24 protein-coding genes are annotated in these 26,107 nt (G+C 73.5%); 12 read left to right on the top strand and 12 right to left on the bottom strand.

Features of this window, described 5'->3' with window-relative positions:
- Positions 1 to 18 precede the first annotated feature (18 nt).
- Together A5481_RS26670 and A5481_RS26665 are read right to left on the bottom strand one after the other, a co-directional pair.
- Positions 19 to 738, bottom strand: a complete 720-nt coding sequence (locus A5481_RS26670) for an amino acid ABC transporter permease (protein ID WP_048434086.1) — start codon at positions 736 to 738, stop codon at positions 19 to 21.
- Between the two features lie 152 nt (positions 739 to 890).
- Complete coding sequence (locus A5481_RS26665; protein WP_048434085.1) at positions 891 to 1,802, bottom strand: amino acid ABC transporter substrate-binding protein; 912 nt, start codon at positions 1,800 to 1,802, stop codon at positions 891 to 893.
- A gap of 321 nt (positions 1,803 to 2,123) precedes the next feature.
- Between A5481_RS26665 and dgcN the strand changes: the two genes are divergently transcribed.
- From dgcN to A5481_RS26645, 4 genes are all read left to right on the top strand, one after another.
- Complete coding sequence (dgcN, locus tag A5481_RS26660) at positions 2,124 to 3,134, top strand: N-acetyltransferase DgcN (protein ID WP_048434084.1); 1,011 nt, start codon at positions 2,124 to 2,126, stop codon at positions 3,132 to 3,134.
- Positions 3,131 to 4,111 carry an N-acetyl-D-Glu racemase DgcA gene (dgcA, locus tag A5481_RS26655; RefSeq protein WP_048434083.1) on the top strand — a complete coding sequence of 327 codons (981 nt, stop codon included), beginning with the start codon at positions 3,131 to 3,133 and terminating at the stop codon, positions 4,109 to 4,111. Before dgcN ends, dgcA begins: the two co-directional genes overlap by 4 nt.
- Positions 4,112 to 4,217: 106 nt before the next feature.
- Positions 4,218 to 4,535: an EthD family reductase gene (locus A5481_RS26650; RefSeq protein WP_048434082.1), complete on the top strand. Its 318-nt coding sequence runs from the start codon at positions 4,218 to 4,220 to the stop codon at positions 4,533 to 4,535.
- A gap of 9 nt (positions 4,536 to 4,544) precedes the next feature.
- Positions 4,545 to 4,826 (top strand): hypothetical protein, encoded by a 282-nt coding sequence (locus tag A5481_RS26645; RefSeq protein WP_048434081.1) that lies wholly within the window; start codon positions 4,545 to 4,547, stop codon positions 4,824 to 4,826.
- Between the two features lie 16 nt (positions 4,827 to 4,842).
- Here the strand turns inward: A5481_RS26645 and A5481_RS26640 are convergent, their stop codons facing one another.
- The 3 genes from A5481_RS26640 to A5481_RS26630 form a co-directional block, all read right to left on the bottom strand.
- Positions 4,843 to 5,421 (bottom strand): hypothetical protein, encoded by a 579-nt coding sequence (locus A5481_RS26640; protein WP_048434080.1) that lies wholly within the window; start codon positions 5,419 to 5,421, stop codon positions 4,843 to 4,845.
- A gap of 164 nt (positions 5,422 to 5,585) precedes the next feature.
- A complete protein-coding gene (locus A5481_RS26635; RefSeq protein WP_048434079.1) occupies positions 5,586 to 5,810 on the bottom strand; it encodes a DUF6894 family protein in 225 nt (74 codons plus the stop codon).
- 242 nt (positions 5,811 to 6,052) lie between these two features.
- Entirely contained in the window at positions 6,053 to 6,382 is a 330-nt protein-coding gene (locus A5481_RS26630) for a hypothetical protein (protein ID WP_048434078.1), read from the bottom strand.
- 307 nt (positions 6,383 to 6,689) lie between these two features.
- Here A5481_RS26630 and A5481_RS26625 point away from each other — a divergent pair, with 307 nt between their 5' ends.
- Positions 6,690 to 8,366 carry a formate--tetrahydrofolate ligase gene (locus A5481_RS26625; protein ID WP_048434093.1) on the top strand — a complete coding sequence of 559 codons (1,677 nt, stop codon included), beginning with the start codon at positions 6,690 to 6,692 and terminating at the stop codon, positions 8,364 to 8,366.
- Positions 8,367 to 8,381: 15 nt separating this feature from the next.
- Here the strand turns inward: A5481_RS26625 and A5481_RS26620 are convergent, their stop codons facing one another.
- From A5481_RS26620 to tsaD, 3 genes are read right to left on the bottom strand one after another with little or no spacing between them, the layout of a single operon-like run.
- On the bottom strand, positions 8,382 to 9,377 hold the full coding sequence (locus tag A5481_RS26620; protein WP_048434077.1) for an NAD(P)H-dependent glycerol-3-phosphate dehydrogenase: 996 nt from the start codon (positions 9,375 to 9,377) through the stop codon (positions 8,382 to 8,384).
- Positions 9,374 to 10,258, bottom strand: a complete 885-nt coding sequence (locus A5481_RS26615) for a GNAT family N-acetyltransferase (RefSeq protein ID WP_048434076.1) — start codon at positions 10,256 to 10,258, stop codon at positions 9,374 to 9,376. Before A5481_RS26615 ends, A5481_RS26620 begins: the two co-directional genes overlap by 4 nt.
- Positions 10,255 to 11,334, bottom strand: a complete 1,080-nt coding sequence (gene tsaD / locus A5481_RS26610) for a tRNA (adenosine(37)-N6)-threonylcarbamoyltransferase complex transferase subunit TsaD (protein ID WP_048434075.1) — start codon at positions 11,332 to 11,334, stop codon at positions 10,255 to 10,257. Before tsaD ends, A5481_RS26615 begins: the two co-directional genes overlap by 4 nt.
- Before the next feature lie 151 nt (positions 11,335 to 11,485).
- Between tsaD and A5481_RS26605 the strand changes: the two genes are divergently transcribed.
- The 3 genes from A5481_RS26605 to A5481_RS26595 all read left to right on the top strand — a co-directional run bounded on the left by A5481_RS26605 (position 11,486) and on the right by A5481_RS26595 (position 16,379).
- Complete coding sequence (locus tag A5481_RS26605; protein WP_048434074.1) at positions 11,486 to 12,283, top strand: uroporphyrinogen-III synthase; 798 nt, start codon at positions 11,486 to 11,488, stop codon at positions 12,281 to 12,283.
- 123 nt (positions 12,284 to 12,406) lie between these two features.
- A complete protein-coding gene (locus tag A5481_RS26600) occupies positions 12,407 to 14,803 on the top strand; it encodes a COG4223 family protein (protein WP_048434073.1) in 2,397 nt (798 codons plus the stop codon).
- 112 nt (positions 14,804 to 14,915) lie between these two features.
- The gene (locus A5481_RS26595; RefSeq protein WP_082173128.1) at positions 14,916 to 16,379 is read left to right on the top strand and encodes a heme biosynthesis protein HemY; all 1,464 of its coding nucleotides are present in this window, start codon (positions 14,916 to 14,918) and stop codon (positions 16,377 to 16,379) included.
- A 221-nt stretch (positions 16,380 to 16,600) separates the two neighbouring features.
- On the opposite strand, the gene A5481_RS26590 is transcribed toward A5481_RS26595, so the two are convergent.
- From A5481_RS26590 to A5481_RS26575, 4 genes are all read right to left on the bottom strand, one after another.
- Entirely contained in the window at positions 16,601 to 18,454 is a 1,854-nt protein-coding gene (locus tag A5481_RS26590) for an ABC transporter ATP-binding protein (RefSeq protein ID WP_048434072.1), read from the bottom strand.
- Positions 18,455 to 18,696: 242 nt separating this feature from the next.
- Complete coding sequence (locus A5481_RS26585) at positions 18,697 to 19,629, bottom strand: ABC transporter permease (RefSeq protein WP_048434071.1); 933 nt, start codon at positions 19,627 to 19,629, stop codon at positions 18,697 to 18,699.
- Positions 19,595 to 20,554, bottom strand: a complete 960-nt coding sequence (locus tag A5481_RS26580) for an ABC transporter permease (protein ID WP_048434070.1) — start codon at positions 20,552 to 20,554, stop codon at positions 19,595 to 19,597. The genes A5481_RS26585 and A5481_RS26580 overlap by 35 nt, the downstream gene beginning before the upstream one ends.
- 9 nt (positions 20,555 to 20,563) lie before the next feature.
- Complete coding sequence (locus A5481_RS26575; protein WP_048434091.1) at positions 20,564 to 22,372, bottom strand: peptide ABC transporter substrate-binding protein; 1,809 nt, start codon at positions 22,370 to 22,372, stop codon at positions 20,564 to 20,566.
- Positions 22,373 to 22,647: 275 nt separating this feature from the next.
- Here A5481_RS26575 and A5481_RS26570 point away from each other — a divergent pair, with 275 nt between their 5' ends.
- From A5481_RS26570 to A5481_RS26555, 4 genes are all read left to right on the top strand, one after another.
- Positions 22,648 to 24,066, top strand: coding sequence for an amidohydrolase (locus A5481_RS26570; RefSeq protein ID WP_048434069.1), 1,419 nt, complete (start codon positions 22,648 to 22,650; stop codon positions 24,064 to 24,066).
- A gap of 131 nt (positions 24,067 to 24,197) precedes the next feature.
- A complete protein-coding gene (locus A5481_RS26565) occupies positions 24,198 to 24,554 on the top strand; it encodes a tRNA-binding protein (protein ID WP_048434068.1) in 357 nt (118 codons plus the stop codon).
- 24 nt (positions 24,555 to 24,578) lie between these two features.
- The gene (gene ureG, locus A5481_RS26560) at positions 24,579 to 25,208 is read left to right on the top strand and encodes an urease accessory protein UreG (protein WP_048434067.1); all 630 of its coding nucleotides are present in this window, start codon (positions 24,579 to 24,581) and stop codon (positions 25,206 to 25,208) included.
- Entirely contained in the window at positions 25,209 to 25,988 is a 780-nt protein-coding gene (locus tag A5481_RS26555; RefSeq protein ID WP_048434066.1) for a hypothetical protein, read from the top strand.
- Positions 25,989 to 26,107: the final 119 nt, after the last annotated feature.

Raw genomic sequence — 26,107 nt, 5'->3', positions numbered from 1 at the left:
GCCCGAAACGCTAAAGGATCAACGGCCCGGCACCGCGACGCGGCGCTCGATCACGCCGGCCACGGTCACCACCAGCAGGTTGATGATGATGTAGATGATCGTCGCGGCGGTGAAGGCCTCGAAGACCTGGAACGAGAATTCCTGCATCGCGCGGGCCCGGGCGGTGAGCTCCAGGAGGCCGATGGTCAGCGCCACCGACGTGTTCTTCAGGTTGTTGAGGAACTCGGAGGTCAGCGGCGGCAGGATGATGCGGTAGGCGTTGGGCAGCAGCACGTAGCGGTAGGTCTGGGCGGTGGTGAGCCCGAGCGCCGTGCCGGCCATGCGCTGGCCCCGCGGCAGGGCCTGGATGCCGGCCCGCACCTGCTCGGCGACGCGCGAGGCGGTGAAGAAGCCGAGGCACACCACGGCGGTGTAGAACGGGGCGTCCGGGAGCTGCTTGAGCCAGGTGCCCCAGGATTCCGGCAGCACCTCGGGCAGCACGAAGTACCACAGGAACATCTGCACGAGCAGCGGGATGTTGCGGAACAGCTCGACATAGGCGTTGCCGACCGCCTGCGCGGCCCGGCTCGGCAGGGTGCGCAGCACGCCGACGACCGAGCCGACCGCGAAGGCGACGACCCAGGCGCAGAGCGCCGTGAGGATCGTCCACATCAGGCCCGACAGCAGCATGTCGGCGTAGGTGCCGGTCCCCTCGGGCGAGGCCTCGAAGAAGATGCCCCAGTTCCAGTTGTAGTTCATGCCCTGACTTCCGGGTCCGCCTGAGGTCCGATGGTATACGGTTTTCCGGCCCGGACGAGGCGGGGCGCGGTCGAGGGCACAGGGAAAACGTGCCGGGGAGGCTGCAACCGGGCGGCGGCGCCCCTGCGGGAGGGGCGGCGCCGGGCGTCAGCTCAGTAGGCGGCCGGGTCCGGGCTGTCGCTCGGCTTGGCGAAGGCGTGCTGCAGCGCCTCGCTCATCGGCAGGTTCAGGTTGATGTCCCGCGGCGGGATCGGCTTCATGAACCACTTGTCGTAGACGACCTTGCTCTCCGGGCTCTTGTAGAAGGCGGCGGTGGCGGCGTCCGCGACCTTCTTGAACGGGGCGTCGTCCTTGCGCAGCATGATGCCGTAGGGCTCGGGCTTCGACAGGGCGTCGGTCGAGATCGCGTAGGCGCCGGGATCCTTGGAGGAGGCGGCGAGCGAGGCGAGCAGCACGTCGTCCATCACGAAGGCGGCGGCGCGGCCGGTCTCGACCATCAGGAACGCCTCGGCGTGGTCCTTGGCCGGCAGGATCGTGATGCCGAGCTTCTTCTCGGCGTTGTACTCGTTGATCTGCTTGATGTTCGTGGTGCCGGAGGTCGACACGACGGTCTTGCCCTTCAGGTCCTCGAACTTCGTCAGGCCGCTCGACTTCTTGGCGACGAAGCGGTTGGCGGTGAGGAAGTGGGTGTTGGTGAAGGCGACCTGCTTCTGCCGCTCGACGTTGTTGGTGGTCGAGCCGCACTCGAGGTCCACCGTGCCGTTGGCGATCAGCGGGATGCGCGTCGCCGAGGTCACCGGGTTCAGCTTCACCTCGAGCTTGTCGAGCTTGAGGTCGGCCTTCACCGCGTCGACGATCTTGTAGCAGATGTCCATCGCGAAGCCGACCGGCTTCTGGTTGTTGTCGAGATAGGAGAACGGCACCGAGGAATCGCGGTAGCCCAGCGTGATCTGCCCGGTCTCCTTGATCTTCTTCAGCGTCCCGGTCAGGTCCTGGGCCGAGGCGGTCCCGGCGGAGGCCGCCAGGCCGGCGAGCAGGACGGGAAGCAGGCTTCTCAAACGCATTCGTGCTCTCCTATTGGGCATCGACCTAGTCCGCCACCGCGATCATCACGTCAAGGGCGAGGCTGGGGATGGCGGCGCGCCCCGGGCGGGGCGTTCTGCGCATGACCTTGCGGACCGCGCGACCGGTCGTGCCCGGGACCGGTGCCAGCAAGGGCCGGGCCAACGGAACCGGCCGCGCGGCCGGGCGCCCCCGCGCCAGCCGCCTGTTGCACCCCGGACCCACCCGCGCGAAGGTGCCGTGCCTTGAGGATCGGCCCTTCGCGGTCCGGTCCCTGCCTCCGCCCTCCGTGACGACCCCGCGACGACGGACCGACGAGACCGATGCAGATCGCCACGCCCTACCTGATGTTCCTCGGCGACGTGCCCGACCGGCTCGCCGCCAAGACCGCCTACGGCATCGTCGACTGGCGGCCGGACTGGTGCGTCGGGCAGTTGCGCCTGCCGGCCTGCGCCGCCGATCTCGGCATCCCGGACCTCACCATCCCGGAGGGCGTCGGACGAGGCGCCCGCACCCTGATCGTCGGCGTGGTCAATGCCGGCGGCGTGCTGCCGCCGCACTGGGTCGCCACCATCGTCCAGGCGATCGAGGCCGGGCTCGACGTGGCGAGCGGCCTGCACACCCGCCTCGGCGCGGTGCCGGAGATCGCCGAGGCCGCCGCGCGCCACGGGCGCCGGCTCCACGACGTGCGCCATTCCGACGAGCGCTTCGAGACCGGCAAGGGCACGCGGCGGCCGGGCCGGCGGCTGCTCACCGTCGGCACCGACTGCTCGGTCGGCAAGAAGTACACCGCGCTGGCCCTGGAGAAGGGGATGCGCGCCCGCGGCCTCGACGCCGATTTCCGCGCCACCGGCCAGACCGGGGTGTTCATCTCCGGCCGCGGCGTCGCCATCGACGCGGTGGTGGCGGACTTCATCTCCGGCGCCGTCGAGTGGATCGCGCCGGCCGCCGATCCGAAGCACTGGGACCTGATCGAGGGCCAGGGCTCGCTGTTCCACCCGAGCTTCGCCGGGGTCAGCCTCGGCCTCCTGCACGGGGCGCAGGCCGACGCCGTCGTGGTCTGCCACGAGCCGACCCGCACGACGATGCGCGGGGTCAAGCACGCCCTGCCGAGCATCCGGGCGGTGATCGACCTCACCGTCCAGCTCGGCCGGCTGACCAACCCGGACATCCGGCCGACCGGCATCGCGGTCAACACCCAGGCCCTGGAGGAGGGGGAGGCGCGGGCGCTGCTCGACACGCTCGCCGCCGAGCACGGCCTGCCGGCGACCGACCCGGTGCGGTTCGGGGTCGAGGGGCTGGTCGACCGGCTGGTGGCGGAGTTCCCCGCGTGATCCGGCTCGCGACGACGATCGAACGCTGGCCGATCGCCGGCACCTTCACCATCTCGCGCGGCAGCCGGACGGAGGCCGTGGTGGTGACCGCCGCGATCACCGACGGAACGAACACCGGCCGGGGCGAGTGCGTGCCCTATGCCCGCTACGGCGAGACCGTGGAGGGCGTGCGCGACCTCATCGCCGCGCAGGGCGAGGCGCTCGCCGCCGGCCTCGCCCGGCAGGACCTCGCCGTCCGCCTGCCGGCGGGCGCGGCCCGCAACGCCCTCGACTGCGCCCTGTGGGACCTCGAGGCCAAGCGCTCCGGCATCCCCGCCCACGGGTTGGCCGGGATCCCGGCACCGGCCCCGGTCACGACCTGCTACACGCTGAGCCTCGGCACCCCGGAGGCGATGGAGGCGGCGGCGCGCGCCGCCGCCGCCCGGCCGCTCCTCAAGGTGAAGCTCGGCGGGGCCGGCGACCCGGAGCGGATCGCGGCGGTGCGCCGGGGCGCGCCCGATTCGGCGATCGTGGTCGACGCCAACGAGGCGTGGTCCCCGGAGACCATCGAGGCCAACCTCGCCGCCTGCGTCGCCGCCGGGGTGCGGCTGATCGAGCAGCCGCTGCCGGCGGGCGAGGACGCGATGCTCGCCGGGATGACCCGGCCGATCCCGATCTGCGCCGACGAGAGCCTGCACGACCGCGCCGGGCTCGACGGGCTCACGGACCGCTACGACGCGATCAACATCAAGCTCGACAAGGCCGGCGGCCTCACCGAGGCGCTGCTCCTGGCGCAGGCCGCCAAGGCGCGGGGGCTGTCGATCATGGTCGGCTGCATGCTCGGCACCTCGCTCGCCATGGCGCCGGCGATGCTGCTGTCGGGCTACGCCGACTTCGTCGACCTCGACGGCCCGCTGCTGCTCGCCCGCGACCGCGAGCCCGGCCTCGTCTTCGAGGGCAGCCTCGTGCATCCGCCCGCGCCGGCTCTCTGGGGATGAGCGACCCATGGACAGCCCCGGCGCGCTTGCGCCGGGGGGCCAAACGATGCTCTCTGCCATCGAGGGACCGGATACGGGTCCCGTATCCGGGAGAGATGAGAACGCCATGATCCTGGTCAGCGTGATGTATCCGGGCGGCGCCGACGCCCAGCCCTTCGACCTCGCCTATTACCTCGAGCACCACATGCCGCTGGTGCGCGAGCGCTGGTCCGCGATGGGCCTGGAGAAGGCGGAGGTCGTCAAGGCGAGCGGCACGCCCGACGGCAGCCCGGCCCCGTTCCAGGTGATGGCGCTCCTCACCTTCCGCTCGCTGGAGGACTTCCAGAAGGCGGGGGCTGCCCACGGCAAGGAGATCTTCGGCGACATCCCGAACTTCTTCAAGGGCCAGCCGGTGGTGCAGGTCAACGAGCCGCAGAGCTTCTGACGGACCGCGATGATCGACATCGTCAAGGTCCTGCGCGAGCAGCATCCGGATCTCGGGCCCTACGTCCTGGCCCTGCGCGAGCGGTCCGGGCTGGTCGCGCCGGACGATCCCGACGCGCTGGCGCCCGAGGTGCGGGACTGGGCCGCGGCGGAAGCGCCGAGCGCCGCCTTCAGCCGGCGCGCGGTGGCCTACGCGGTGTTCCCGGGCCTGCCGGAGGAGACACGCACCCTCGGCGTGGTGGCCTTCGCGAGCGCGGCGGACCTCGCCCGCTTCGCCACCCGCTGGACCTGATCCTCGGAGCCGATCCTCACCGGCCCCGGGAGGCGACGCCGCGCGGGGCCGGCCCCGGCTCGGCCATCCGGGCGCTCAGCGTCAGGCCGAGATCGATGCAGAGCACCAGCAGGATGCCGGCGAGGAGCGCGATGATCGCGGCCTGCCCGCGCGGCGTGAAGCCGGCCACCGCCGCGTGCGATCGCTCCGCCGCCTCGGACGCATCGGCGACGTCGGGGGTCGCCTCCGCCACCGGCGCGGGCGGTGCCTCCAGGATCTCGAACCGGGGCCGGTAGCCGCCGACCGGCACGGTGATGCGGATCGCGAGCCCGTCGGGGTGCTGGCCATAGACCTCGTCGAGGGCCCGCCGCAGGCGTCCGGCCTCGACGCGCACGCTCGGATCGAGGCTCGGGTCGAAATCGGACCCGCGCCCGAGGGCCTGGGTGGCGATGGCGTAGGCCTTCACGGTCGCGCCGCGACCGGCCAGCTCCTCCTCGACCACGAAGCGCAGGAAACGCGCGAGCTTCGGCGAGCGCCCGAAGGGCGGCGCACGCAGCAGGATCTCCAGGGCCTCGACCACCCGGTCGGCCGGAACCTCCTCTTCGGTCACGGACATCGGAACGCCTTCCCCGCGCGGCCGGACCGTGGGTCCGGCCCGTCGCCGGGGCACCGCCGGACGCGGCGGGCCCCTTGGAACTCCATCAGAGTATAGAGGCGGGATCGCAGGTTGTTAGTCCTTTTCGGAAGCGCGGCTCCGTCGACCGGGGATGGGCCGCGCGGTCACCGGGGCAGGAACGGCACGGTGAAGACCAGGCCGCGCGCCTCGTCGCGGACCTCGACGCGCCAGGCGCACCAGTCGATCCGCGTCGATTCCGGGCCGCTCATCGCCTCGGCGATCAGGGCGTGGGCCTGACGACAGGCCTCGCCCAGGTCGCGGCAATCGAGCCCGGCCTCGTCCGGCACGCTCTGGGTCGAGTCCATGACGTCGAAGAAGTAGCGGGGCAAGGGGGCTATGACTCGAAGCATCGGATGGTCGGAAGCCGAAAAACTCCATCGTCTCGCCCGCCCCGATCCGGGGTCGCACAGCAATTCCGATGATCGCCTGTTAGCTTCACGATTCGGGAACCGAGCCGGCAGGCCGAAGTTCCGCCTCGTCCTCGCCCGGCGGAGCTAGGCTTGGCGACATAAGCTTGGCAGCCCGTGACGCCGGTCGACCGTGCGGGATCCCGGCCCCATCCCGGCGCCGGTCACCGCGCCTCGCGCTCCGCGGCACCGCGCCAGGCGGGCTGGCGGTCGTGCGCCGTGAGGGTGTCGCGCGACGTCGGCCAGCCGGCCTCCGCCACCGCCGCCCGCAGGCCGGTCTCGACCGCGCGCCCGGCCTCGGCGGCGGCGGTCTCGACCACCCGGGCGCGCAAGGGCGCGGGCAGGGTCTCGAGGAGCGGCCCGGCGATCTCGCCGAGCGTCGCCGGCGGGTGCGCAGGCCGCGGCGAGGCGGGCGCCGGCGCCTCGCCGAGGCGCAGCGGCGACAGGTAATAGATCGCGCCAATCACCAGCCCGGCCCGCAGCCAGAAGGCCATGTCGTCTTCCCCTCGCCCGACGGTCTCGCGGGGTCACCCTGGGGCGGCAATGGTGAAGCGGTCTACGTCCGGCGGGCGGCGATCTGCCGACATGCCTAACGCCGGGCGCGCAAGGATCGGCGATCGGAGCTTGCAGCCCCGCTCGATCCTGTTCGCAACCCGGCCGGAGGGGTTTCAATTTTTCTGAGTATCCGGCTCAAGCGATTTGATCTTTTCGACAAGGGCGGCCTCCGCCTAAAATCCGTCCACGCCAAGCCGCCCCCCTCCGGCTCCAGAACAACGATCGGGACCCAAGATGTCCGCAACCCTGCCGACCGACATCGAGATCGCTCGCGCGGCCACCCTGCAGCCGATCACCGCGATCGCGCAGCGCATCGGCATTCCGGACGAGGCCCTGCACCCCTACGGGCGCCACATCGCCAAGATCGACCACGGCCACATCCGGAGCCTCGCGGCGCGCCCCGAGGGCAAGCTGATCCTGGTGACGGCGATCAGCCCGACCCCGGCGGGCGAGGGCAAGACCACCACCACGGTGGGCCTCGGCGACGCGCTCAACCGCATCGGCCGCAAGACCGTGATCTGCCTGCGCGAGCCCTCGCTCGGGCCCTGCTTCGGCCAGAAGGGCGGGGCGGCCGGCGGCGGCCGGGCCCAGGTGGTGCCGATGGAGGCGATCAACCTCCACTTCACCGGCGATTTCCACGCCATCACCTCGGCCCACAGCCTCGCCGCGGCGATGATCGACAACCACGTCTACTGGGGCAACGCCCTCGGCATCGACCTGCGCCGGGTGGCGTTCCGGCGCGTCCTCGACATGAACGACCGGGCTTTGCGCAGCATCACCCAGAGCCTCGGCGGCGTCGCCAACGGCTTCCCGCGCGAGGACGGGTTCGACATCACGGTCGCCTCCGAGGTGATGGCGGTGTTCTGCCTCGCCCGCGACCTCGCCGACCTCGAGGCGCGCCTCGGCCGCATCGTGGTGGCGGAGAACCGCGACCGCAAGCCGGTGACGCTCGCCGACCTCAAGGCCACCGGCGCCATGACGGTGCTGCTGAAGGACGCGCTGCAGCCCAACCTCGTCCAGACCCTCGAGGGCAGCCCGGCGCTGATCCATGGCGGGCCCTTCGCCAACATCGCGCATGGCTGCAACTCGGTGATCGCGACCCGGGCCGGCCTGCGGCTCGGCGACTACGCGGTGACCGAGGCCGGGTTCGGCGCCGATCTCGGGGCGGAGAAGTTCTTCGACATCAAGTGCCGCCAGGCGGGGCTGAACCCGTCCGCGGTGGTGATCGTCGCGACGGTGCGCGCCCTCAAGATGCATGGCGGCGTCGCCAAGGCGGATCTCGGCTCCGAGAACGTCGCGGCCCTGGAGCGGGGCTTCGCCAACCTCGCCCGCCACGTCGAGAACGTGCGCCGCTTCGGCGCGCCGGTCGTGGTGGCGGTCAACCACTTCCACGCCGACACGGAGGCCGAGCACGCCGCCCTCAAGGCGCTCTGCCGCGACCGCCTCGACGTCGAGGCGATCACCTGCCGGCACTGGGCCGAGGGCGCCGCCGGCGCCGAGGACCTGGCCCACGCGGTGGCGGCGCTCGCCGATGCCGGCCCGGCCGCGGCGCCGCGCTTCGCCTATCCGGACGCGATGCCGCTCGAGGACAAGATCCGCACGATCGCGCAGACCCTCTACGGCGCCGCCGACGTCCAGATCGAATCGAAGGCGGCCGGCAAGCTCGCGGCCTTCGCGCAGGCCGGGCACGGGAACCTTCCGGTCTGCATGGCCAAGACCCAGTACTCGTTCTCGACCGACCCGACCCTGATGGGGGCACCGAGCGGCCACGTCGTCGCCGTGCGCGACGTGCGGCTCTCGGCGGGCGCCGGCTTCGTGGTGGCGATCTGCGGGGAGATCATGACCATGCCGGGCCTGCCGAAGGTGCCGGCGGCGGAAGGCATCCACCTCGACGCCGAGGGGCGGATCGAGGGGCTGTTCTGACCCCGGGCCCCGGGCTCAGATCTCGGCCCGGAGCGGCCGGCCGAGCAGGTCGGCGATCGCCGCGTCGAGGCCGAGCGTGCCGGAGAGCAGCCCGGCCACCGCCTCGGCGACCGGCATCTCGACCCCGCGCCGGCGGGCGAGCGCGACCAGCCCCTGGGCCGTGAGCGCTCCTTCCGCGAGCTTGCCGCCGGAGGCCTCCGCGAGGCTCGCGCCGCGGCCGAGCCGCTCGCCGAAGGCGAAGTTGCGCGACTGCGCCGAGGCGGCGCTGAGCACGAGGTCGCCGAGGCCGGAGAGCCCCATCAGGGTCTCGGGCCGGGCGTCCCAGGCGCGGGCGAAGCGCATCAGTTCGGCGAAGCTGCGGGCGACGAGGGCCGCCCGCGCGCTCTCGCCGAGGCCGCGGCCGATCGCCGCCCCGCAGGCGATGGCGAGCACGTTCTTGGCCGCCCCGCCGATCTCGACCCCGCGCGGATCGCTGCCGTGATAGACCCGGAAGGTCGGCCCCGACAGGGCGGCGGCGAGGGCCGCCGCGAGCGCGCCGTCGCGGCTCGCCAGGGTCACGGCTGTGGGCAGGCCCCGGGCGACGTCCGCCGCGAAACTCGGTCCGGACAGGACCGCGACGGACGCCCCCGGCGCGACCTCGGCGGCGACGTCGGTCAGGAAGGCGTCGGTGCCGCGCTCGATGCCCTTGGCGCACAGGATCAGCGCCGCGTCCGGCCGCAGGCGCGGGGCGAGGGCCGTCAGCACGCCCCGCAGGGTCTGGGCCGGCGTCACCACCAGCACCGCCTCGGACTCGGCGAGATCCGCCACGTCGGCGGTCGGCCGCACGCCCGGCTGCAGCGTCACGCCCGGAAGGTGGCGCTCGTTCTCGCGGGTGCGGGCCATGGCGGCGGCGGCCTCGGGATCGCGCATCCACAGCACGACCGGCCGCGCCGCCGCCGCGGCGGCCGCATTGGCGAGCGCCGTGCCCCAGGCGCCGCCGCCCAGGACCGCGATCGGGCCGATCAGGCTCATACTGCATCTCCCGCGAGGAAATCCGCCGCCGCCAACCGATACAGCCGGTGCGGCCGCAAGGAATGCCCTTCGGGCAGGCCCGGATGGTCGAACCCGCCGACCTCGCTCATCCCGAGACGCTCCATCACCCGGCGCGACGGGCCGTTCCGGTCGGCGGTGTAGGCCACGATCTCGGTAAGCGCGCAGCGGGTGAAGGCGTCGGCGAGCGCCAGGCGGGCGCCGCGCACGGCGAAGCCCCGGCCCCAGGCGGACCGGGCGAGGCGCCAGCCGATCTCGACGAGACCGGTTTCCCGGCCGATCAGCCCGCCGAGCGGCAGCGGCCGGGCCGGGCGCCAGCAGCCGACGAAGCCCGCGAAACCCTCGGGCGCCTCGACGGCCCAGGGCCCGAACCCGTCCTCCTCGAAGCGGCGGTCGAGCGCCCGGGCCTCGGCCTGGCTCTCGCGGGCGGTCTTCGGCGCGGGAAAGAACCGCATCACCTCCGGATCGGCGCAGAGCGCCGCGAAGGGCCCGTCGTCGGCGAGCCGCCAGCGCCGCAGGGAGAAGCCGTCGCCGGACAGGCCTTTCGGCGGCGGGGCCACCGGGCGCTTGCGCCGCCACAGGAGCGAGCGGCGGTTGAGCGCGGCCAGGTCCTGCCGGCCGGCCAGGACCGCCTCGCCGAGGCTCACCGCGAGCGCCAGCCGCTCGGGCGGCATGTTGGCCCAGGCGGGCGGGGCGACGCTCTCGCGCCAGGGCCCGCCGCAGGCATTGTCGAGCAGGATGCGGGCGAAGCAGTGGTTGCGCGTGACCGGCCAGTCCGGATGCGCGGCCGCCGCCTCGGGCAGGCGCTCGTCGACCAGGATCCGCCAGCGGCGCTGCTGCGCGTCGGCCTCTGCGGCGCTCATCCGGCGGGCTGGCTCGCGGCCGGGCCGGCGTCCCCGGCGGCATCCCGGGCCTGCGCGAAGGGCCAGCGCGGCCGGGCCGGCGCCGTGATGTCGTCGGTGAGGCCGAGCCGCAGGCGCTCGATGCCGGCCCAGGCGATCATCGCGCCGTTGTCGCCGCAGAGCGGCAGGGGCGGGGCGACGAGGGGCAGCCCGGCCTCGCCGGCCTGGCGGGCGAGGGCGCGGCGCAGGGCGCCGTTCGCCGCGACGCCGCCGGCGACCACGAGGGCGGTCGGATGGCCGGCGACGGCGCCGAAATCGCGCAGGGCCACCCGCACCCGGTCGACCACCACGTCGACGACCGCGGCCTGGAAGCCGGCGCAGAGGTCGGCGACGTCCTGGTTGGTGAGGGGCGCGATGCGCTCGGCCTCGATCCGCAGGGCGGTCTTGAGGCCGGAGAGGGAGAAGTTCGGCTCGCGCCGGCCGAGCATCGGCCGCGGCAGGGCGAAGCGCTCCGGGTTGCCGCCCTCGGCGGCGCGCTCGACCTCCGGCCCGCCCGGATAGGCGAGGCCCAGGAGCTTCGCCACCTTATCGAAGGCCTCGCCGATGGCGTCGTCGATGGTGCCGCCGAGGCGCACGTACTCGCCGACGCCCTTCACGGCGACGAGCTGGGTATGGCCGCCGGAGGCGAGCAGCAGCAGGTACGGGAAGGCGAGACCGTCGGTGAGCCGGGCGGTGAGGGCGTGGGCCTCGAGGTGGTTGACCGCGACGAGGGGCTTTCGCGAGACCAGCGCCAGGGTCTTGCCGGTGACGAGGCCGACCAGCACGCCTCCGATCAGCCCGGGGCCGGCCGCGACCGCGATGCCGTCGAGGTCGGCGAGCCCGAGATTCGCGGTGGCGAGCGCCCGGGCGACGAGCCGGTCGAGCACCTCGACATGGGCGCGGGCGGCGATCTCCGGCACCACGCCGCCATAGGCGGCGTGCTCGGCGATCTGGCTCAGCACCTCGTTGGAGCGGATCTCCCCGCGCCCGTCCTCCCCCACCGCCACGATCGCGGCCGCGGTCTCGTCGCAGGTGGTCTCGATCCCGAGGACGTTCATGGGGGTCTTGGTCTCGCGAGGGGCTGGCACGCCGCGCGGCGGCCGGTATGGTGCCCCCAGATAACCCGCCGGTGCGGGGTGGGCCAAGTGCCCGATGCAAGTGCCGGACGCCGGTGCCGGACGACCGGTGCCGGGAGGCAGGGGAGGGCGCGTGACGCGGGCGAGGGAAGGCGCAGCCGCTCCCGGGGGGCGTCTCGGGGTGTGGGTCGCGCGGCCCGTGCCGGCCGGCGCGCGCACGGCCGAGCGCGTCGCGGCCCTCGGCCATCGCCCGCTCCTCGCCCCGGTCCTCGACCTCGCCCCGAGCGGCGCGCCGCCGCCGGACGGCCCGTTCGACGCCCTGATCCTGACGAGCGCGAGCGCGGTGCCGGCGGTGGCGAGGAGCGCGCTCGCCGCCCTGCCGGCCTTTTGCGTCGGCGCGCGCACCGCCGCGGCGGCGAGGGCGGCGGGACTGGACCGGGTCCGCGAGGCCGGAGGCGACGCCCGCGCCCTCGCCGCCCTGATCGGCGACGCCCTGCCGCGGGGCGCGCGCCTCGTCCACGCCGCCGGGCAGGAGCGCAAGGACGAGCCGGCCGCGACGCTCGGCGCGCGGGGCTACCGGCTGACGGTCTGGGTCGCCTACGCGGCCCGCCCCGTCCCGGACCTGCCGGAGCCGGTGGCGACGGCCCTGGCGGAGGGCGCCCTCGATGCCGCCCTGCACTATTCCCGCCGCAGCGCCGCGACGGCGCTGGGCCTCGCCCGGGCGGCGGGGCGGGAGGCGGCGTTTCGCGGCCTGGCGCATCATTGCCTGTCGCCGGACGTGGCCGCGCCCCTGGTCGCGGCCGGCATCCTGTCCCATGTCGTCGCGGCAAGGCCGGACGAGGACGCGCTCCTCGCCGGCCTCGGCCCCATCCTTTCGGACAGCGGCGTGGAGGCCTCGCCGGGCCTTCGCCCTGGCCGGGAGCAGTGCTAAGGGACGATGAAGCAGCGCGCGGCCCGGGCGGGATCCTGCCCCGCGGCCGCGCTCCCGCCGTGCCGATCGGGCCCGCCTTCCGGCGGGCACCCGGCCCGGCTTAAGAGGTGAGGATCTTCGGCCGTGACCCCATCCGACAAGGACCAGAAGGATTCCCGCAACCGTCCCGGCGGGCGCGGCGGCAACCCGGCGGATGGGCCGATCATCGACCTGAAGGCGACCCGCGTCGCCGAGACGCCGAAGGCCGAGCCCGGCAAGGACCCGGCCAAGCCGGACGCTGCGAAGGCCGACGCCGCGAAGGCCGCGTCCCCCGCGGCCGCGGCGGTGAAGCCCGGCGAGGCGGTGAGGTCGGCCGAGGTCGGCAAGCCCGGCGCGACCGGCCCGACCGGCGCAGCCGCCCCGGCACCGAAGCCGGCCGGCAGCGAGGCCGTCGGCGGCGCGTCCTCCACCGGCGGCGCGGCGGCGACCGCCCCCGTGAAGCCGGGCGAGACCAAGCCCGCGACGCCGTCCTCCGTGACGGGCGCCACGCCGCCGGGATCCGCGGCCTCCCCGACCGGCGCGGCGAAGCCCGCGACCGGCCCGGGCGTCACCGACCCGGGCAGCGGCCCGCTCAAGGTCGGCGACGCCAAGCCGAACGAGGTCAAGCCCGTCGAGACCAAGCCGGGGGCGCCGTCCTCCGTCACCGCGTCGCCGTCGGCGGCGGCCTCGCCGACCGGCGCCGCGAAGCCCGTCACCGCCGCGGGCGTCACGGGCCCGGGCAGCGGGCCGCTCAAGGTGGGCGAGACCAAGCCGGGCGACATCAAGCCCGCCGAGGGTAAGCCCGGTGCACCGGCGACCGCCATCCCGGGCGCCATCCCGGGCGCCAAGCCGCCGGAGGCGACGAAGGCCACGGACGGCAAGCCCCTCGACACCAAGTCCCCGTCGGCCGGCACCGGCGCGACGACCGGCGCCGCCTCGGCCGGATCGGGCCCGAACCCCGCGAGCGCCGCCGCGGCGGGGTCTGCCGGCGCGCGGCTCTCGACGGTTCCCAAGACCGGTCCGCAGACCGGGCCGGCCGCCGGCACCGCGACGGCCGCGCCGAAGTCAGACGCCGCCCGCAGCGGCGCCGGGACCGCCGCGGTCGCGGCGCCGCAGGCCCGTTCCGGCGCCGGCTTCGGCTCGCTGCTCGCCGCCTCGCTCCTCGGCGGCGTGGTCGGGGCGGGCCTCCTCTACGGCGCGACCACCTACGGCCCGGCCTACGGCATCAACCTGCCGAAGCCCGAGGCGCCGCAGGGCGACGCCGGCTCCGTGCCGCTGGAGCAGCGCCTGGCCGATCTCGCGCCGCGCGACAGCGTCCAGGCCCTCGACCGCCGCATCGCCTCGCTGGAGGCGACGCTCCGCCCGCTGCCCGACGCGGTGCGGGCGGCCGACGCCGCCGCCAAGGCCGCGAGCCAGCGCGCCGACGAGGCCCTGCGCAAGGCCGAGGCCGCACCGGCCTCGGGCGCCGGCCAGCCGGCGCCCGCCGCGCAGACCTCCGCCCCGGCTCAAGGCGCGGCACAGGGCACCGGCATCGACCCGGCCCGGCTCCAGGGCATCGAGAAGCAGCTCGCCGAGCTCCAGGGCCGGGCGGGCGATGCCGGCCTGCGCCAGCGGGTCGACGGCCTCGCCCAGGCGGTGACCGCGCTCCAGGGCCGCGGCGACGGCGCCGACCTGCGCGGGCGGCTCGACGGGCTCGACAAGAGCCTGAAGGCGCTCCAGGCCGATCTCGGCACCCGCGCGGCGGCCGACGAGCAGGCCGACAAGGCGCTCGGCCAGCGCCTCGACGAGCTGCGCCAGACGCTCGACACCCGGGCCAAGGCGTCCGACCAGCGCTTCGACGGGCTGCAGCAGGCCCTCGACGCCCGCACCAGGACCGTCGACCAGCGCCTCGCCGACCTCGCCAAGGCGGTGGAGGGCCGGGCCGAGGCCGGCTCGGTCCAGGCGGCGCTCCGGGTCGTCGCCTCCGACCGGATCGCCAGCGCGCTCGCCAGCGGCGCGCCCTATGCCGACGCGCTCGCGACCCTCAAGCAGCTCGATCCCGGCCAGGCCGGGGCGCTCGCCCCGCTCGAGCCCTTCGCCCAGAGCGGCGCGCCGACCGCCGCCGCGCTCGCCCAGAGCTTCCAGCCCGTCGCCGCCAAGCTGAACGCCGCGGCGCTGGCCGCCCGGCAGCGGGCGGTGGCCGAGCGCGGCAGCATCGCCGACCGGCTGACCAGCATGGCCGAGTCGATCGTCTCGGTGCGCAAGGTCGGAACCGAGGGCGCGGCCCCGGCGCCGGGCAACGCCGCCGATCCGACCGAGTCCGGCATCGCCAAGGTCCAGGACGCCCTCGCCCGCGGCGCGGTGGCGGAAGCCGCCCAGGCCTTCGACGCCCTGCCGGAGCAGGCCCGCAAGGAAGCCGGCGATTTCGGCCAGCGCCTGAAGGCCCGCGCCGCGGCCGGCGAGGCCGCCCGGGCGCGGCTTGCCGCCGCCTTCGCGGCGATTCAGCCCCCGGCGACCCGCTGACGCCCTGAGCCGCGGCCGCCCGCCCGGGCGGCCGCCCTGTTTCCCGGGGCGCGATCGACGCCCCCTCGCGCGCCCGTGAGCGGCAGCGCGGCTTTCTGGAGTTGATGGACAGATGTGGCGCGCACTCGCCTTCCTGGCTCTCCTCGCCCTCGCCGCCTACGGGGCGGTCTGGCTCGCCGACCGGCCCGGCCTGGTCACCGTGACCTGGGGCGGCTACGAGCTGGCGACCAGCCTCGCGGCGGCGCTCGTCGGCGTGATGGTGCTCGCGGTGGTGCTCGGCTTCGTCTGGGCCTTCGCCCGCGGCGTCCTGAACCTGCCCGAGCGGCTGACCCTGTCGAGCCGGCGCCGGCGCCAGGAGCGGGGCTACAACGCGCTGTCGCGCGGCATGGTGGCGGTGGGCTCCGGCGACCCGATCGCGGCGCGGCGCCTCGCCGGCGAGGCCGAGCGGCTGCTCGGGCCTGAGCCGCTCGCCCTGCTGCTGACCGCCCAGGCCGCCCAGATCTCCGGCGACCGCGCCGGGGCCGAGCGCGCCTTCCGCCGCATGGTCGACGATCCCGAGACCCGGGTGCTCGGCCTGCGCGGCCTGTTCGTCGAGGCGCGGCGCCAGGACGACGAGACCACGGCCCGGGCCTACGCCCTCGAGGCCGCCCGCCTCGCCCCGAGCGTGACCTGGGCCAACGAGGCGGTGATGGAGGGCCAGTGCGCCGACCGCGACTGGGCCGGCGCCCTCGACACGGTCTCGCGCCGCGCGAGCCTCGGCCTCTCCGACAAGGCGGCGATGCGGCGCCAACGCGCGGTGCTGCTGACCGCGAGCGCCCTCGACCTCGAGGCCGGCGATCCCGAGCGCGCCCTGGCTCAAGGTCGCGAAGCCGTGAAGCTCGCCCCGGACCTGGTGCCGGCGGCGGCGGTGGCCGGGCGCCTGTTCGCCCGCCGCGGCGACCTCAAGCGCGGCGCCAAGGTGGTGGAGGCGGCCTGGCGCGCCAACCCGCATCCGGACCTCGCCCGGGTCTATCTCGACCTGCGCACCGGCGATTCGAGCCGCGACCGGCTGGCCCGCGCCGAGACCCTGGCCCGGATCTCGTCGTGGCACCCGGAGGCGCGCTTCGCCATCGCCCGCGCCGCCCTCGACGCCCGCGAGTTCGGCCGCGCCCGCGACGTGCTGGCCCCGCTCCTCGCCGACAACCCGACGGCGCGCGCCTACGACCTGATGGCGGAGATCGAGGAGGCCGAGCACGGCGCGGCCTCCGGCAAGGCCCGCGAGTGGCAGGCCCGGGCCGTGCGCGCGCCCCGCGATCCGGCCTGGTGCGCCGACGGCCTCGTCACCGACCGCTGGGCGCCGATCTCGCCGGTGAGCGGCCGCCTCGACGCCTTCGTGTGGCAGACCCCGCCGGACCTGCTGGGCCGCGCCCACGGGACCGCGCACGAGGGCGAGCCGGCCGCCGCCCCGGGCGCGCTCAACGGCGCCGACGCCGCCCCGAAGACCACGACCATCAGCACGCTGCCCTCGGGCACCGTGAGCCCGGCGGCGGTGCCGGTGCCGGTGAAGGTGCCGGAGGTGGTCGGGCCCGGGCGCTGAGGGCCCGGCAGCCATCGGCACGGCCGAGCTGACACCCTCCTGGTCATCCCGGGGCCGCGAAGCGGATCCCGGGATCCACCGGCGCTGTCGGTGCAGGATGACGTGGAGAGCCGGCCGGCCTTCGGGGTCTCGGCGGCGTTTTGGATCCCGGATCCTCGCCTCCGGCGAGCCCCGGGATTATCAAGAGGGTAGCAGGGCCGTCGAGCGGCGTGCGTCGGCGCTCACGCCACCGCCGCCATCCCGCCCGCCGGCGCCTCCCATTCCGGTCCCCAGACCTGCACCACGTGGCCGGGCGAGACCTCCCGGTACAGCCGCTCAGGCGGCACGTAGTCGACCGGGCGGATCGGGCTCTTGATCTCGTCGCTGCGCACGGCGTGGAGCTGCCGTCGGCGGCCCGGATCGGGGACGGGCACCGCGGCGATCAGCTTCTTCGTGTAGGGGTGCTGGGGCGCGCCGAAGATCGCCGCCCGGGGGCCGATCTCGACGATCTCGCCGAGATACATCACGGCGACCCGGTGACTGACCCGCTCCACCACCGCCATGTCGTGCGAGATGAACAGGTAGGCGAGCCCCAGCGAGGCCTGCAGGTCGAGCATCAGGTTCACCACCTGCGCCTTCACCGACACGTCGAGGGCCGAGACCGATTCGTCGGCGACGATCAGCCTGGGCTCGAGCGCGAGCGTACGGGCGATGCAGATGCGCTGGCGCTGGCCGCCGGAGAATTCGTGCGGGAAGCGGCTCGCCATCTCGGGCTTGAGGCCGACCCGGCGCAGGAGATCCGCGGCGCGCTCGCGCGCTTGCGCGCGGGAGCACAGGCGGTTGATGAGGAGCGGCTCGGCGATGGCCGCACCCACGCTCATCCGCGGGTCGAGGCTGGCGAAGGGATCCTGGAAGATCATCTGCATCCGCCGGCGGCAGGCGCGGAGCGCCTGGGGCGACAGGCCGAGCACGTCCTCGCCGTCGAGAAGGACCGAGCCGGCGACCGGCTCGATCAGCCGCAGCACCGAGCGGCCGGTGGTGGACTTGCCGCAGCCCGATTCGCCGACGAGGGCCAGGGTCTCGCCTTCGCGCACCGCGAAGGACACGTTCTCGACCGCGTGGACCCGGCCGCGCACCCGCGACAGCAGCCCGCCGCGGATGTCGAAGCGGGTGGTGAGCCCCTTCACCTCCAGCACCGGGCGCTCGCCCTCGCGGACGGTGTCGGGCAGCGGCGGGGCGACCTCCGGCTCGCCGGTGGCGCGGTCGACGATCGGGAACCGGGCCGGGTGCGGTTGGCCCTTCATCGCCCCGAGAGTCGGCACGGCGGCGAGCAGCGCGCGGCTGTAGGGGTGGGCCGGGCGGCGGAAGATCTGCTCGGTGGCCCCCGTCTCGACGGCGCGCCCGTCGACCATCACCACGGTCCGGTCGGCGATCTCGGCCACCACCCCCATGTCGTGGGTGATGAACAGGACCGACATCCCTTCTTCCTCCTGGAGGAGCTTGATGAGGTCCAGGATCTGGGCCTGGATCGTCACGTCGAGCGCCGTCGTCGGCTCGTCGGCGATCAGGAGCTTCGGCCGGCAGGCGAGTGCCATCGCGATCATCACCCGCTGGCGCATGCCGCCGGAGAAGCGGTGGGGATAATCGTGCACCCGCGAGGCGGCGGCCGGGATGCGGACCTTGTCGAACAGCCGCACCGTCTCGGCTTCGGCCTGGGCCTGCGACATCCCGCGATGCAGCCGCAGCGCCTCGCCGATCTGGAAGCCGACGGTGAGCACCGGGTTCAGGCTCGTCATCGGCTCCTGGAAGATCATCGCGACGTCGTCGCCGCGGATGCGCCGCATCTCGGCGTCCGGCAGGCGCAGGAGGTCGCGGCCCTCGAGCAGCACGCGGCCGCCGGTGCGGGTCGCATCACGCGGGGTGAGCCGCATGATCGACATCGCGGTGACGCTCTTGCCCGAGCCCGACTCGCCGACGAGGGCGACCGTCTCCTTCGGGCCGATGTCGAACGAGACGCCGTGCACCACCGGGCGCCAGGCCTGCTCGGAGCGGAACGCGACGGTGAGGTCCTGGACCGAGAGGATCGGGGTGGTCATGGGTGTCCCCTTCGAGGGATATTCTGTGAGGGGCGGGCTGATGCTTCTGACGACCGCCCCTTTCCCGGACGACTGGAGCGAAGCGGAAGGAGATCCGGGATCCAGGGGAGATGTGCCGCGAAGCGGCTCTGCACACTGCAACGTTGCAGAGAACAGGACGCTTCGCGAATTTTCGTGCTGGTTCCCGGATCTCCTTCCGCTGACGCTTCAGTCGTCCGGGAAAGGGTGGGTGGGCGGAGGCACTACAAAACCCGCCGCGGGTCGAGGGCGTCGCGCAGGCCGTCGCCGATGAAGTTGATCGACAGGACGGTCAGGAAGATCGCCGCGCCCGGGAACAGCGCCCAGTGCGGCGCCACGTCGAGGTGGTCCTTGGCGTCGTAGAGGAGCCGGCCCCAGGTCGGGATGTCGGGCGGGAAGCCCAGGCCCAGGAACGACAGGGTCGATTCGGCGATGATCGCCGAGGAGACCTCGATCGTCGCCGCGACGATGACGGGCCCGATCGCGTTCGGCAGGATATGGCGGGTGACGAGGTGCCAGGCGGTCGCGCCCTGCGAGCGCGCGGCTTCCACGAACTCCTTCTCGCGCAAGGACAGGAACTGCGCCCGCACGAGGCGCGCCACCGGCATCCAGCGCAAGCCCCCGATCACCGCGACGATCATCACGAACACGCCGCCCTCGACCCCGAAGGCCTGCTTCAGCTGGTCGCGGAACAGGTAGATGATGAGGAGCAGGAGCGGCAGTTGCGGCAGCGACAGGAAGAGGTCGGTCAGCCACATCAGCACCGGGTCGAGGAAGCGGCGCGACATGCCGGCCAGCGCCCCCACCAGCACGCCGACGACGGTCGCCACCACCATGGCGGCGAAGCCGACGGCGAGAGAGATCCGACCGCCGTAGATCATCCGGGCGAGGAGGTCCTGGCCGAGGTCGTCGGTACCGAGCGGGTGGGCCCAGGACGGGCCCTGGAGCGTCGCCGCGAAGTCGATGTCGTCGATCGCCACCGGCCAGACCCAGCCGCCGACGAGGACCGCGAGCACCAGGAAGCCCAGCACCCCGACGCTGACGACCGCGAGGCGGTGGCGGCGGAAGCGCCGCCAGGTGTCCCGCCCCGAGGCCGCCGGCGCGGGCGCCGGCGCCGCCGCCTCAGCGGTAGGAGATGCGAGGGTCGAGCCAGCCATAGAGGAGGTCCGCGACGAGGTTGAACAGGACGACGAGGCAGGCGAACACGAAGGTGACGGCCATCACCACCGGGGTGTCGTTGGCGAGCATCGCGTTGATGAGGAGCGAGCCGATCCCCGGAATGCGGAAGATCTGCTCGGTGACGATGGCGCCGCCGAACACCGCCGGGATCTGCAGCGCCACGAGCGTCACCACCGGGATCAGCGCGTTGCGGGCGATGTGGCGGAGCGTGACGGTGCCGTCCGACAGGCCCTTGGCCCGGGCGGTGGTGACGTAGTCGAGGCGGGCTACGTCGAGCACCGAGGCGCGGACGTAGCGGGTGTAGGAGGCGGCCTGGAAGAAGCCGAGCACGCAGACCGGCATGATCGCCTGCCGGACATGTTCCCAATACCAGCGCCAGCCCGTCGCCGCGATGTCGGCCTGGTAGACGAAAGGCAGCCAGTCGAGCGTCAGGCTGAACAGCAGGATGAACAGCAGGCCGGTGAAGAAGGTCGGCAGCGAGAAGCCGACGAAGGCCAGGGTGTTGGCCACCTGGTCGAAGACCGAATAGGGCCGGATCGCCGCCAGGATGCCGACCGGCACGGCGACGAGGAGCGCCAGCACCTGCGACGAGCCGACCACGAACAGGGTGGTGGGCAGGCGCTGCAGGATCAGTTCGTCGACGTTGACACGGCTGGCGAAGGAGAAGCCCCAGTCGCCGTGGAGCATCGCCGTCAGCCAGTGCAGGTAGCGCACCAGGATCGGGTCATCGAGGCCGAATTTCAGCCGCAACGCCTCGCGCACCTCCGGCGGGACGTTGGGGTTGGTGGCCAGCTCCCCGAACGGGTCGCCGGGGGCGAGCGCCAGCACGGTGAACAGGATGAGGCTGATCCCGAGCAGGCTCGGGATCGCGATCAGGAGGCGGCGGAGGAGATAGGCTCCCATCGGGGTTCCTTACGCCTGCTTGTACCACTCGGGCAGGAAGGTCAGCGAGTTGTCCCAGCCGGTCGAGGGCGCCTGGAGCTTGCCGGCGACCGCGGAGACCTGGGCGCGGTGGAGCAGCGGCAGGACGTAGTCGGCCACCACCAGGTCGTTCATCTTGATGAACAGGGCGGCGCGCTTGACGAGGTCGAGCTCTCCTTGAGCCGCGCGGTAGCAGGCATCCACGTCCGGGTTCTGCATCCGGCAGATGTTGCGGCCCTGCCACTTGTTGGCCTTGGTGGCGGCCTCCCAGGAGACGTATTGGAGCGCGAACACCGCCGGATCGGCCTGCGTCATGTTCCAGGTATACATCTCCATGTCGGCGTAGAAATGCGGATATGTATCCGGGTTCGCCACGTCGGAGGAGAAGAATACCGAGCCGGGAACCGACTTCAGCTCCATGTCGATGCCGGCCTTCTGGGCAACCTGCTTGATGATGGCCTGGGTCTTCTGGCGCGGCGCATTGATCGAGGTCTGGAAGACGAATTTCAGCTTCTTGCCGTCCTTGGCGCGGATGCCGTCGCCGCCCTTCTTCCAGCCGGCGTCGTCGAGGATCTGCGCCGCCTTGTCGGGCTCGAAGGCGAAGGAGGTGGTCTTCGAGACGAAGGGCGCCGGGCCGTTGAAGACGTTGGCGGTGGCCCGGCCCGTGCGGCCGTAGATGTATTGCTGGATCGCCGCCCGGTTGACGAGGAGGTTCATCGCCTTGCGCACCGCCGGATCGGAGAAGGCCGGGTGCTTGGTCTTGAGCGAGGCACGCTCGCCGTCGACCTCGACGTTCGGGTCGGTGGCGTTCAGCAGCAGGAACTCGAGGTTGCCGCCGTACTCCATCGTGACCCGGCCCTTGCCCTCGGCCTCGAGCCGCTTGAGGATCTCGTCCTCGACCTGCATGTTCCAGGCGTAGTCGTACTCGCCGGTCTGCAGCACGGCACGGGCGGCCGAGACCGCGTCGCCGCCGCCCTTCATCTCGATCGAATCGAAGAACGGCCGGTTCGGCACGTGGTAATCGGGGTTGCGGGTGCCGCGCAGGATGTCGCCGGGGCGGAACTCGCTGAACTTGTAGGGCCCGGTGCCGACCGGCGCGAGGTTGGCCGGCGCGTCGCGCGACTTGTCGCCGGTATACTCCGCGAAGACGTGCTTGGGGATGATCATCCCGGCGCTCGACACGAAGGCGTCGGCCCAGAACGGCGTCGGCTCCTTGAAGGACAGCTTGACCGTCAGGTCGTCGATCTTCTCGACCTTGACGTTGACGTAGCTGCCGCCGGTGACCGCGGCGGTGGCCGGGTTGGCGGCGTACTCGGCGGTGAACACCACGTCGTCGGCGGTGAAGGGCTTGCCGTCGTGCCACTTCACGCCCGGCTTGAGCTTCCAGGTCACCGAACGGCCGTCCGCCGCCACGCCGCCATTCTCCTTCGAGGGGATCTCGGCGGCGAGGATCGGGAAGAGGTTGCCGTCGGCGTCCCAGGCCGCCAGCGGCTCGTAGAAGATGCGGGAGCCTTCCTGGTCCTTGGTGCCGATGGCGAAGTGCGGGTTGATCAGGGTGGCGGCCTGCCAGAACAGCAGCTTCAACGGCCCGCCGCCGCCGGCCTTGGCCGGCTTGTAGGCGTCGCGCAGGGGGTTGGCCGCGAAGGCGACGTCGTTCTGGGCCAGCATCATCCCGGCCATCGGGGCGGTGAGGCCGAGTGCCAGCATCCGGCCGACGAAGCCGCGCCGCGACAGGCGCCCGTCCTTCACCTCGCCGATCAGGGTGCGCAGATCATGCTCGGTTACGCCACGCTCGGTCATCGACAACACCCTTCTGGCTGGCCTTGAGGCGGCCGTCAGCATCGCGCCCGCCGCTTGTCCTTACAAGCGGCTGGATACGGATCAGCACCATTGATTAGCGCTAACGGAGCCACGATAGGCAAAGCCCGGGCCATTCGCCGCGAGGCCGCCCCGGCCTCCGAGCCATTCCGGCGGCGCGCGCCACGTCCGCTCACGCCGCGCTTGAGCCGGCCCGCCGCCTGCATAGGCTCCGGACGACAGGCGGCCCGCCGGAGGGACCGCGCGGGAGGAACCCCATGGACAACCGCAACGCCGTGTGGCGCCAGGTCGACACCCACAAGGCCCGGCTGATCGCCCTCTCCGACGAGGTCTGGGGCACGCCCGAGGTCTGCTACACGGAAGCCCGTTCGGCCGCGGCCCACGCCGCCGAATTGCGCCACCAGGGCTTTCGCGTGACGGAGGGCGCCGCCGGCATCCCGACGGCGGTCGTCGGCGAGGCCGGGGAGGGCGGCCCGGTGATCGCGTTCCTCGGCGAGTACGACGCGCTGCCCGGCCTGAGCCAGGAGGCGGGCGTCGCGGCGCATGCCCCCGTCGAGCAGGGCGGCCACGGCCATGGATGCGGGCACAACCTGCTCGGTTCGGCGGCACTGCTCGCCGCCACCGCCCTGAAGGACTGGCTCGCCGAAGCCGGGTTGCCGGGCCGCGTGCGCTATTACGGCTGCCCGGCGGAGGAGGGCGGCGCCGCCAAGGCGTTCATGGTCCGCGAGGGCCTGTTCGCGGATGCCGACGCCGCCGTCACCTGGCACCCGTCGAGCTTCTGGGAGGTCTCGCCGCCGCTCTCGCTCGCCAACACCCGGGCCGATTTCGTGTTCACCGGCCGCGCCTCGCACGCGGCGGCGGCGCCGCATCTCGGCCGCTCGGCCCTCGACGCGGTCGAGTTGATGAATGTCGGCGTCAACTACATGCGCGAGCACATGCCGAGCGACGCGCGGGTGCACTACGCCTACCTCGAGACCGGCGGCATCGCCCCGAACGTCGTCCAGGCCCATGCCCGGGTGCGCTACTCGATCCGCGCCCGCGACCTGCCGGGCATGCGCGACCTCGTCGCCCGGGTGCGCAAGATCGCCGAGGGCGCGGCGCTGATGACCGAGACGAGCGTGGAGATGCGGATCGTCAGCGCGGTCTCGAACCTCGTCGCCAACACCCCCCTGGAGGAGGCCCTGCACGGGGTGATGGAGGATCTGGGCACGCCCCACTTCGACGAGGCCGACCGCGCCTTCGCGAAGGAGATCCAGGGCACGCTGACCCCGCAGGACATCGCGGCGGTCTACCGCACCGTCGGGCTGCCGGTGACCGATGCGCCGCTCGCCGACTTCCTGGTGCCGCTCGACGCCCGCCGCAACCCGGCGATCGGCTCGACCGATGTCGGCGACGTGAGCTGGGTGGTGCCCACCGTCCAGGCCCACGCCCCGACGGTCGCGGTCGGCACCCCGTTCCACACCTGGCAGGTGGTGGCGCAGGGCAAGACCCCGGCGGCCCACAAGGCGATGGTGCAGGTGGCCAAGGCCATGGCGGCGCTCGGCGCCCGGCTCGCCACCGATGCGTCCTTGCGCGAGGCCGCCAAGGCGGATCTCAAGGCCCGCACCGGGCCGGAGGGCTACGTCTCGCCGCTGCCGGGCGAGGTGCAGCCGCCCCTCACGATGTCGGTGGGGTGAGGTCGGTCTGCCGCGCGGGCGGCGTAACGGCACCCGCGCACGCATCTGCGGCCTCGGCCCCTGACGAAGCCGGAGATTTCGACGTCCGTCTCGGCTAGGGATGCATTCTCGCCCTCCCACCCGGACCCGTCATGGACCAGACCACCCCGCCGGCCCCGACCACCATCGACGACTTCCTGAAGCTCGACGTGCGGGTCGGCACCATCGTCGAGGCGGCGCCGATCCCCGAGGCGCGCCGGCCGGCCTACCGCCTCGTCGTCGATCTCGGCAGCGCGCTCGGCGTGAAGACATCCTCGGCCCAGGTGACGGTGCACTATACCCCCGAGACCCTGGTCGGCCGGCAGGTGCTCTGCGTCGTCAACCTGCCGCCGCGCCAAGTCGGCCCGGTGCGCTCCGAGGTGCTCACCCTCGGCGTGCCGGACGGGGAGGGCGCAGTGGTGCTGATCGCGCCCGAGCGGCCGGTGCCGAACGGCGGGCGGCTGTACTGAATTTTCAAGGAAAGTGAAGGCGCCATGACTTCCAGCCACCGCCCCCGTTCCAGCCATGGTCCTCTGCGAGTCGGCATCGGCGGCCCGGTCGGGTCGGGCAAGACCGCCCTGATGGAGGGCCTGTGCAAGGCCCTGCGCGAGCGCTACGACCTCTGCGCCATCACCAACGACATCTACACCAAGGAGGATGCGCGCCTCCTGACCGTGGCCGGCGCCCTGCCCGAGGAGCGGATCATGGGCGTCGAGACCGGCGGCTGCCCGCACACCGCGATCCGCGAGGACGCCTCGATCAACCTCGCGGCGGTGGCGGAGATGCGCCGGCGCTTTCCCGCCCTCGACCTGGTGCTGCTCGAATCCGGCGGCGACAACCTCGCGGCGACGTTCTCGCCCGAACTCGCCGACCTGACGATCTACGTCATCGACGTCGCGGGCGGCGAGAAGATCCCGCGCAAGGGCGGCCCCGGCATCACCCGCTCGGACCTCCTCGTCATCAACAAGACCGACCTCGCGCCGCTGGTCGGCGCCGATCTCGGGGTGATGGAGGAGGACACGAAGCGCATGCGGGGCCGGCGGCCCTACGTCTTCGCGTCCCTGCGCCACGGCGACGGCGTCGCGGCGGTGGCGCGCTTCGTGGTGGAGGCCGGAGGGCTGTAGGTGCTCCTCGACCTCGCGCACTGGCTCGTCCAGCCGGCGCCGGTCGCCGCGCGGCGCCTCGGCTATGTCGGCGAGAGCGTGCGGCTCGCCTCGCGCTCCCGGCGCTGCCGAGCCGCCTGGGCGCCGCACCTCGCCGCCGCCAAGGACGCGGTGCGGGCGGCGATCGAGGGCCTGGACCGGCACGACACCGCCGTGGTGCTCGGCGCGGGCCTCCTCGACGACGTGCCGATCGACACGCTCGCGACGGCCTTCCGGCGGGTGGTGCTGGTCGACGCGGTGCATCCCTGGCGCGGCCGCTGGCGGGCGCGGCACCATCGCAACGTCGAGCGCCTCACCCACGATCTCAGCGGGACGCAGGACCTGCTGCTCGGCCGCGGCGACGCGCTCGGACCGGCCCTGCCGGACATCTGCCGCGAGGCCGACCTCGTGGTCTCGGCCAACCTCCTGTCACAGTTGCCGATCCTGCCGGTGGCGCGGCTCGAGGCGGCGGGCCGGCTCGGTCCCTGGACCGACGCGGACGCCTTCGGGCATGGAATCGTGGCGGCCCATCTCGACGCGCTGGCCGGGCTCCCCGCCCGCATCTGCCTCGTCACCGACCGCGACGAGACCGAGGAGGCCCGCGACGGGCGGGCGATCGCGCGGATCGATCTCCTCTACGGCGTCGATCCCGGCCCGGCGCCGCGGGCCTGGGACTGGGTGCTGGCGCCGTTCGGCGAGGCGGCGCGGGACCGACGCCTGGTGCACCGCGTGTCGGCCTGGCCGGACTGGCGGCCGGCATGACGGCAAGGCATGCCGGGGCGCGTGCGGCGCGGGTTCGCGGCGGGCGGGGAGGCGGCTAAGCAGACTTGCGTTGGCAGGCCACACGGTACACGACACGGGCTCCGTCGCCCTGCGGTCGG

It is taken from the genome of Methylobacterium platani, assembly GCF_001653715.1.
Lineage (GTDB): Bacteria > Pseudomonadota > Alphaproteobacteria > Rhizobiales > Beijerinckiaceae > Methylobacterium > Methylobacterium platani.
Note: the sequence above shows the minus strand (reverse complement) of the source record. Positions and strands in the feature narration are given on the sequence as shown.

Coding starts and splice junctions, on each gene's coding strand:
- A5481_RS26670 (WP_048434086.1), bottom strand. CDS start 738: ATGAACTACAACTGGAACTGGGGCATCTTCTTCGAGGCCTCGCCCGAG.
- A5481_RS26665 (WP_048434085.1), bottom strand. CDS start 1,802: ATGCGTTTGAGAAGCCTGCTTCCCGTCCTGCTCGCCGGCCTGGCGGCC.
- dgcN (WP_048434084.1), top strand. CDS start 2,124: ATGCAGATCGCCACGCCCTACCTGATGTTCCTCGGCGACGTGCCCGAC.
- A5481_RS26650 (WP_048434082.1), top strand. CDS start 4,218: ATGATCCTGGTCAGCGTGATGTATCCGGGCGGCGCCGACGCCCAGCCC.
- A5481_RS26645 (WP_048434081.1), top strand. CDS start 4,545: ATGATCGACATCGTCAAGGTCCTGCGCGAGCAGCATCCGGATCTCGGG.
- A5481_RS26640 (WP_048434080.1), bottom strand. CDS start 5,421: ATGTCCGTGACCGAAGAGGAGGTTCCGGCCGACCGGGTGGTCGAGGCC.
- A5481_RS26630 (WP_048434078.1), bottom strand. CDS start 6,382: ATGGCCTTCTGGCTGCGGGCCGGGCTGGTGATTGGCGCGATCTATTAC.
- A5481_RS26620 (WP_048434077.1), bottom strand. CDS start 9,377: ATGAGCCTGATCGGCCCGATCGCGGTCCTGGGCGGCGGCGCCTGGGGC.
- A5481_RS26615 (WP_048434076.1), bottom strand. CDS start 10,258: ATGAGCGCCGCAGAGGCCGACGCGCAGCAGCGCCGCTGGCGGATCCTG.
- tsaD (WP_048434075.1), bottom strand. CDS start 11,334: ATGAACGTCCTCGGGATCGAGACCACCTGCGACGAGACCGCGGCCGCG.
- A5481_RS26595 (WP_082173128.1), top strand. CDS start 14,916: ATGTGGCGCGCACTCGCCTTCCTGGCTCTCCTCGCCCTCGCCGCCTAC.
- A5481_RS26590 (WP_048434072.1), bottom strand. CDS start 18,454: ATGACCACCCCGATCCTCTCGGTCCAGGACCTCACCGTCGCGTTCCGC.
- A5481_RS26585 (WP_048434071.1), bottom strand. CDS start 19,629: ATGGCTGGCTCGACCCTCGCATCTCCTACCGCTGAGGCGGCGGCGCCG.
- A5481_RS26580 (WP_048434070.1), bottom strand. CDS start 20,554: ATGGGAGCCTATCTCCTCCGCCGCCTCCTGATCGCGATCCCGAGCCTG.
- A5481_RS26575 (WP_048434091.1), bottom strand. CDS start 22,372: ATGACCGAGCGTGGCGTAACCGAGCATGATCTGCGCACCCTGATCGGC.
- A5481_RS26570 (WP_048434069.1), top strand. CDS start 22,648: ATGGACAACCGCAACGCCGTGTGGCGCCAGGTCGACACCCACAAGGCC.
- A5481_RS26565 (WP_048434068.1), top strand. CDS start 24,198: ATGGACCAGACCACCCCGCCGGCCCCGACCACCATCGACGACTTCCTG.
- ureG (WP_048434067.1), top strand. CDS start 24,579: ATGACTTCCAGCCACCGCCCCCGTTCCAGCCATGGTCCTCTGCGAGTC.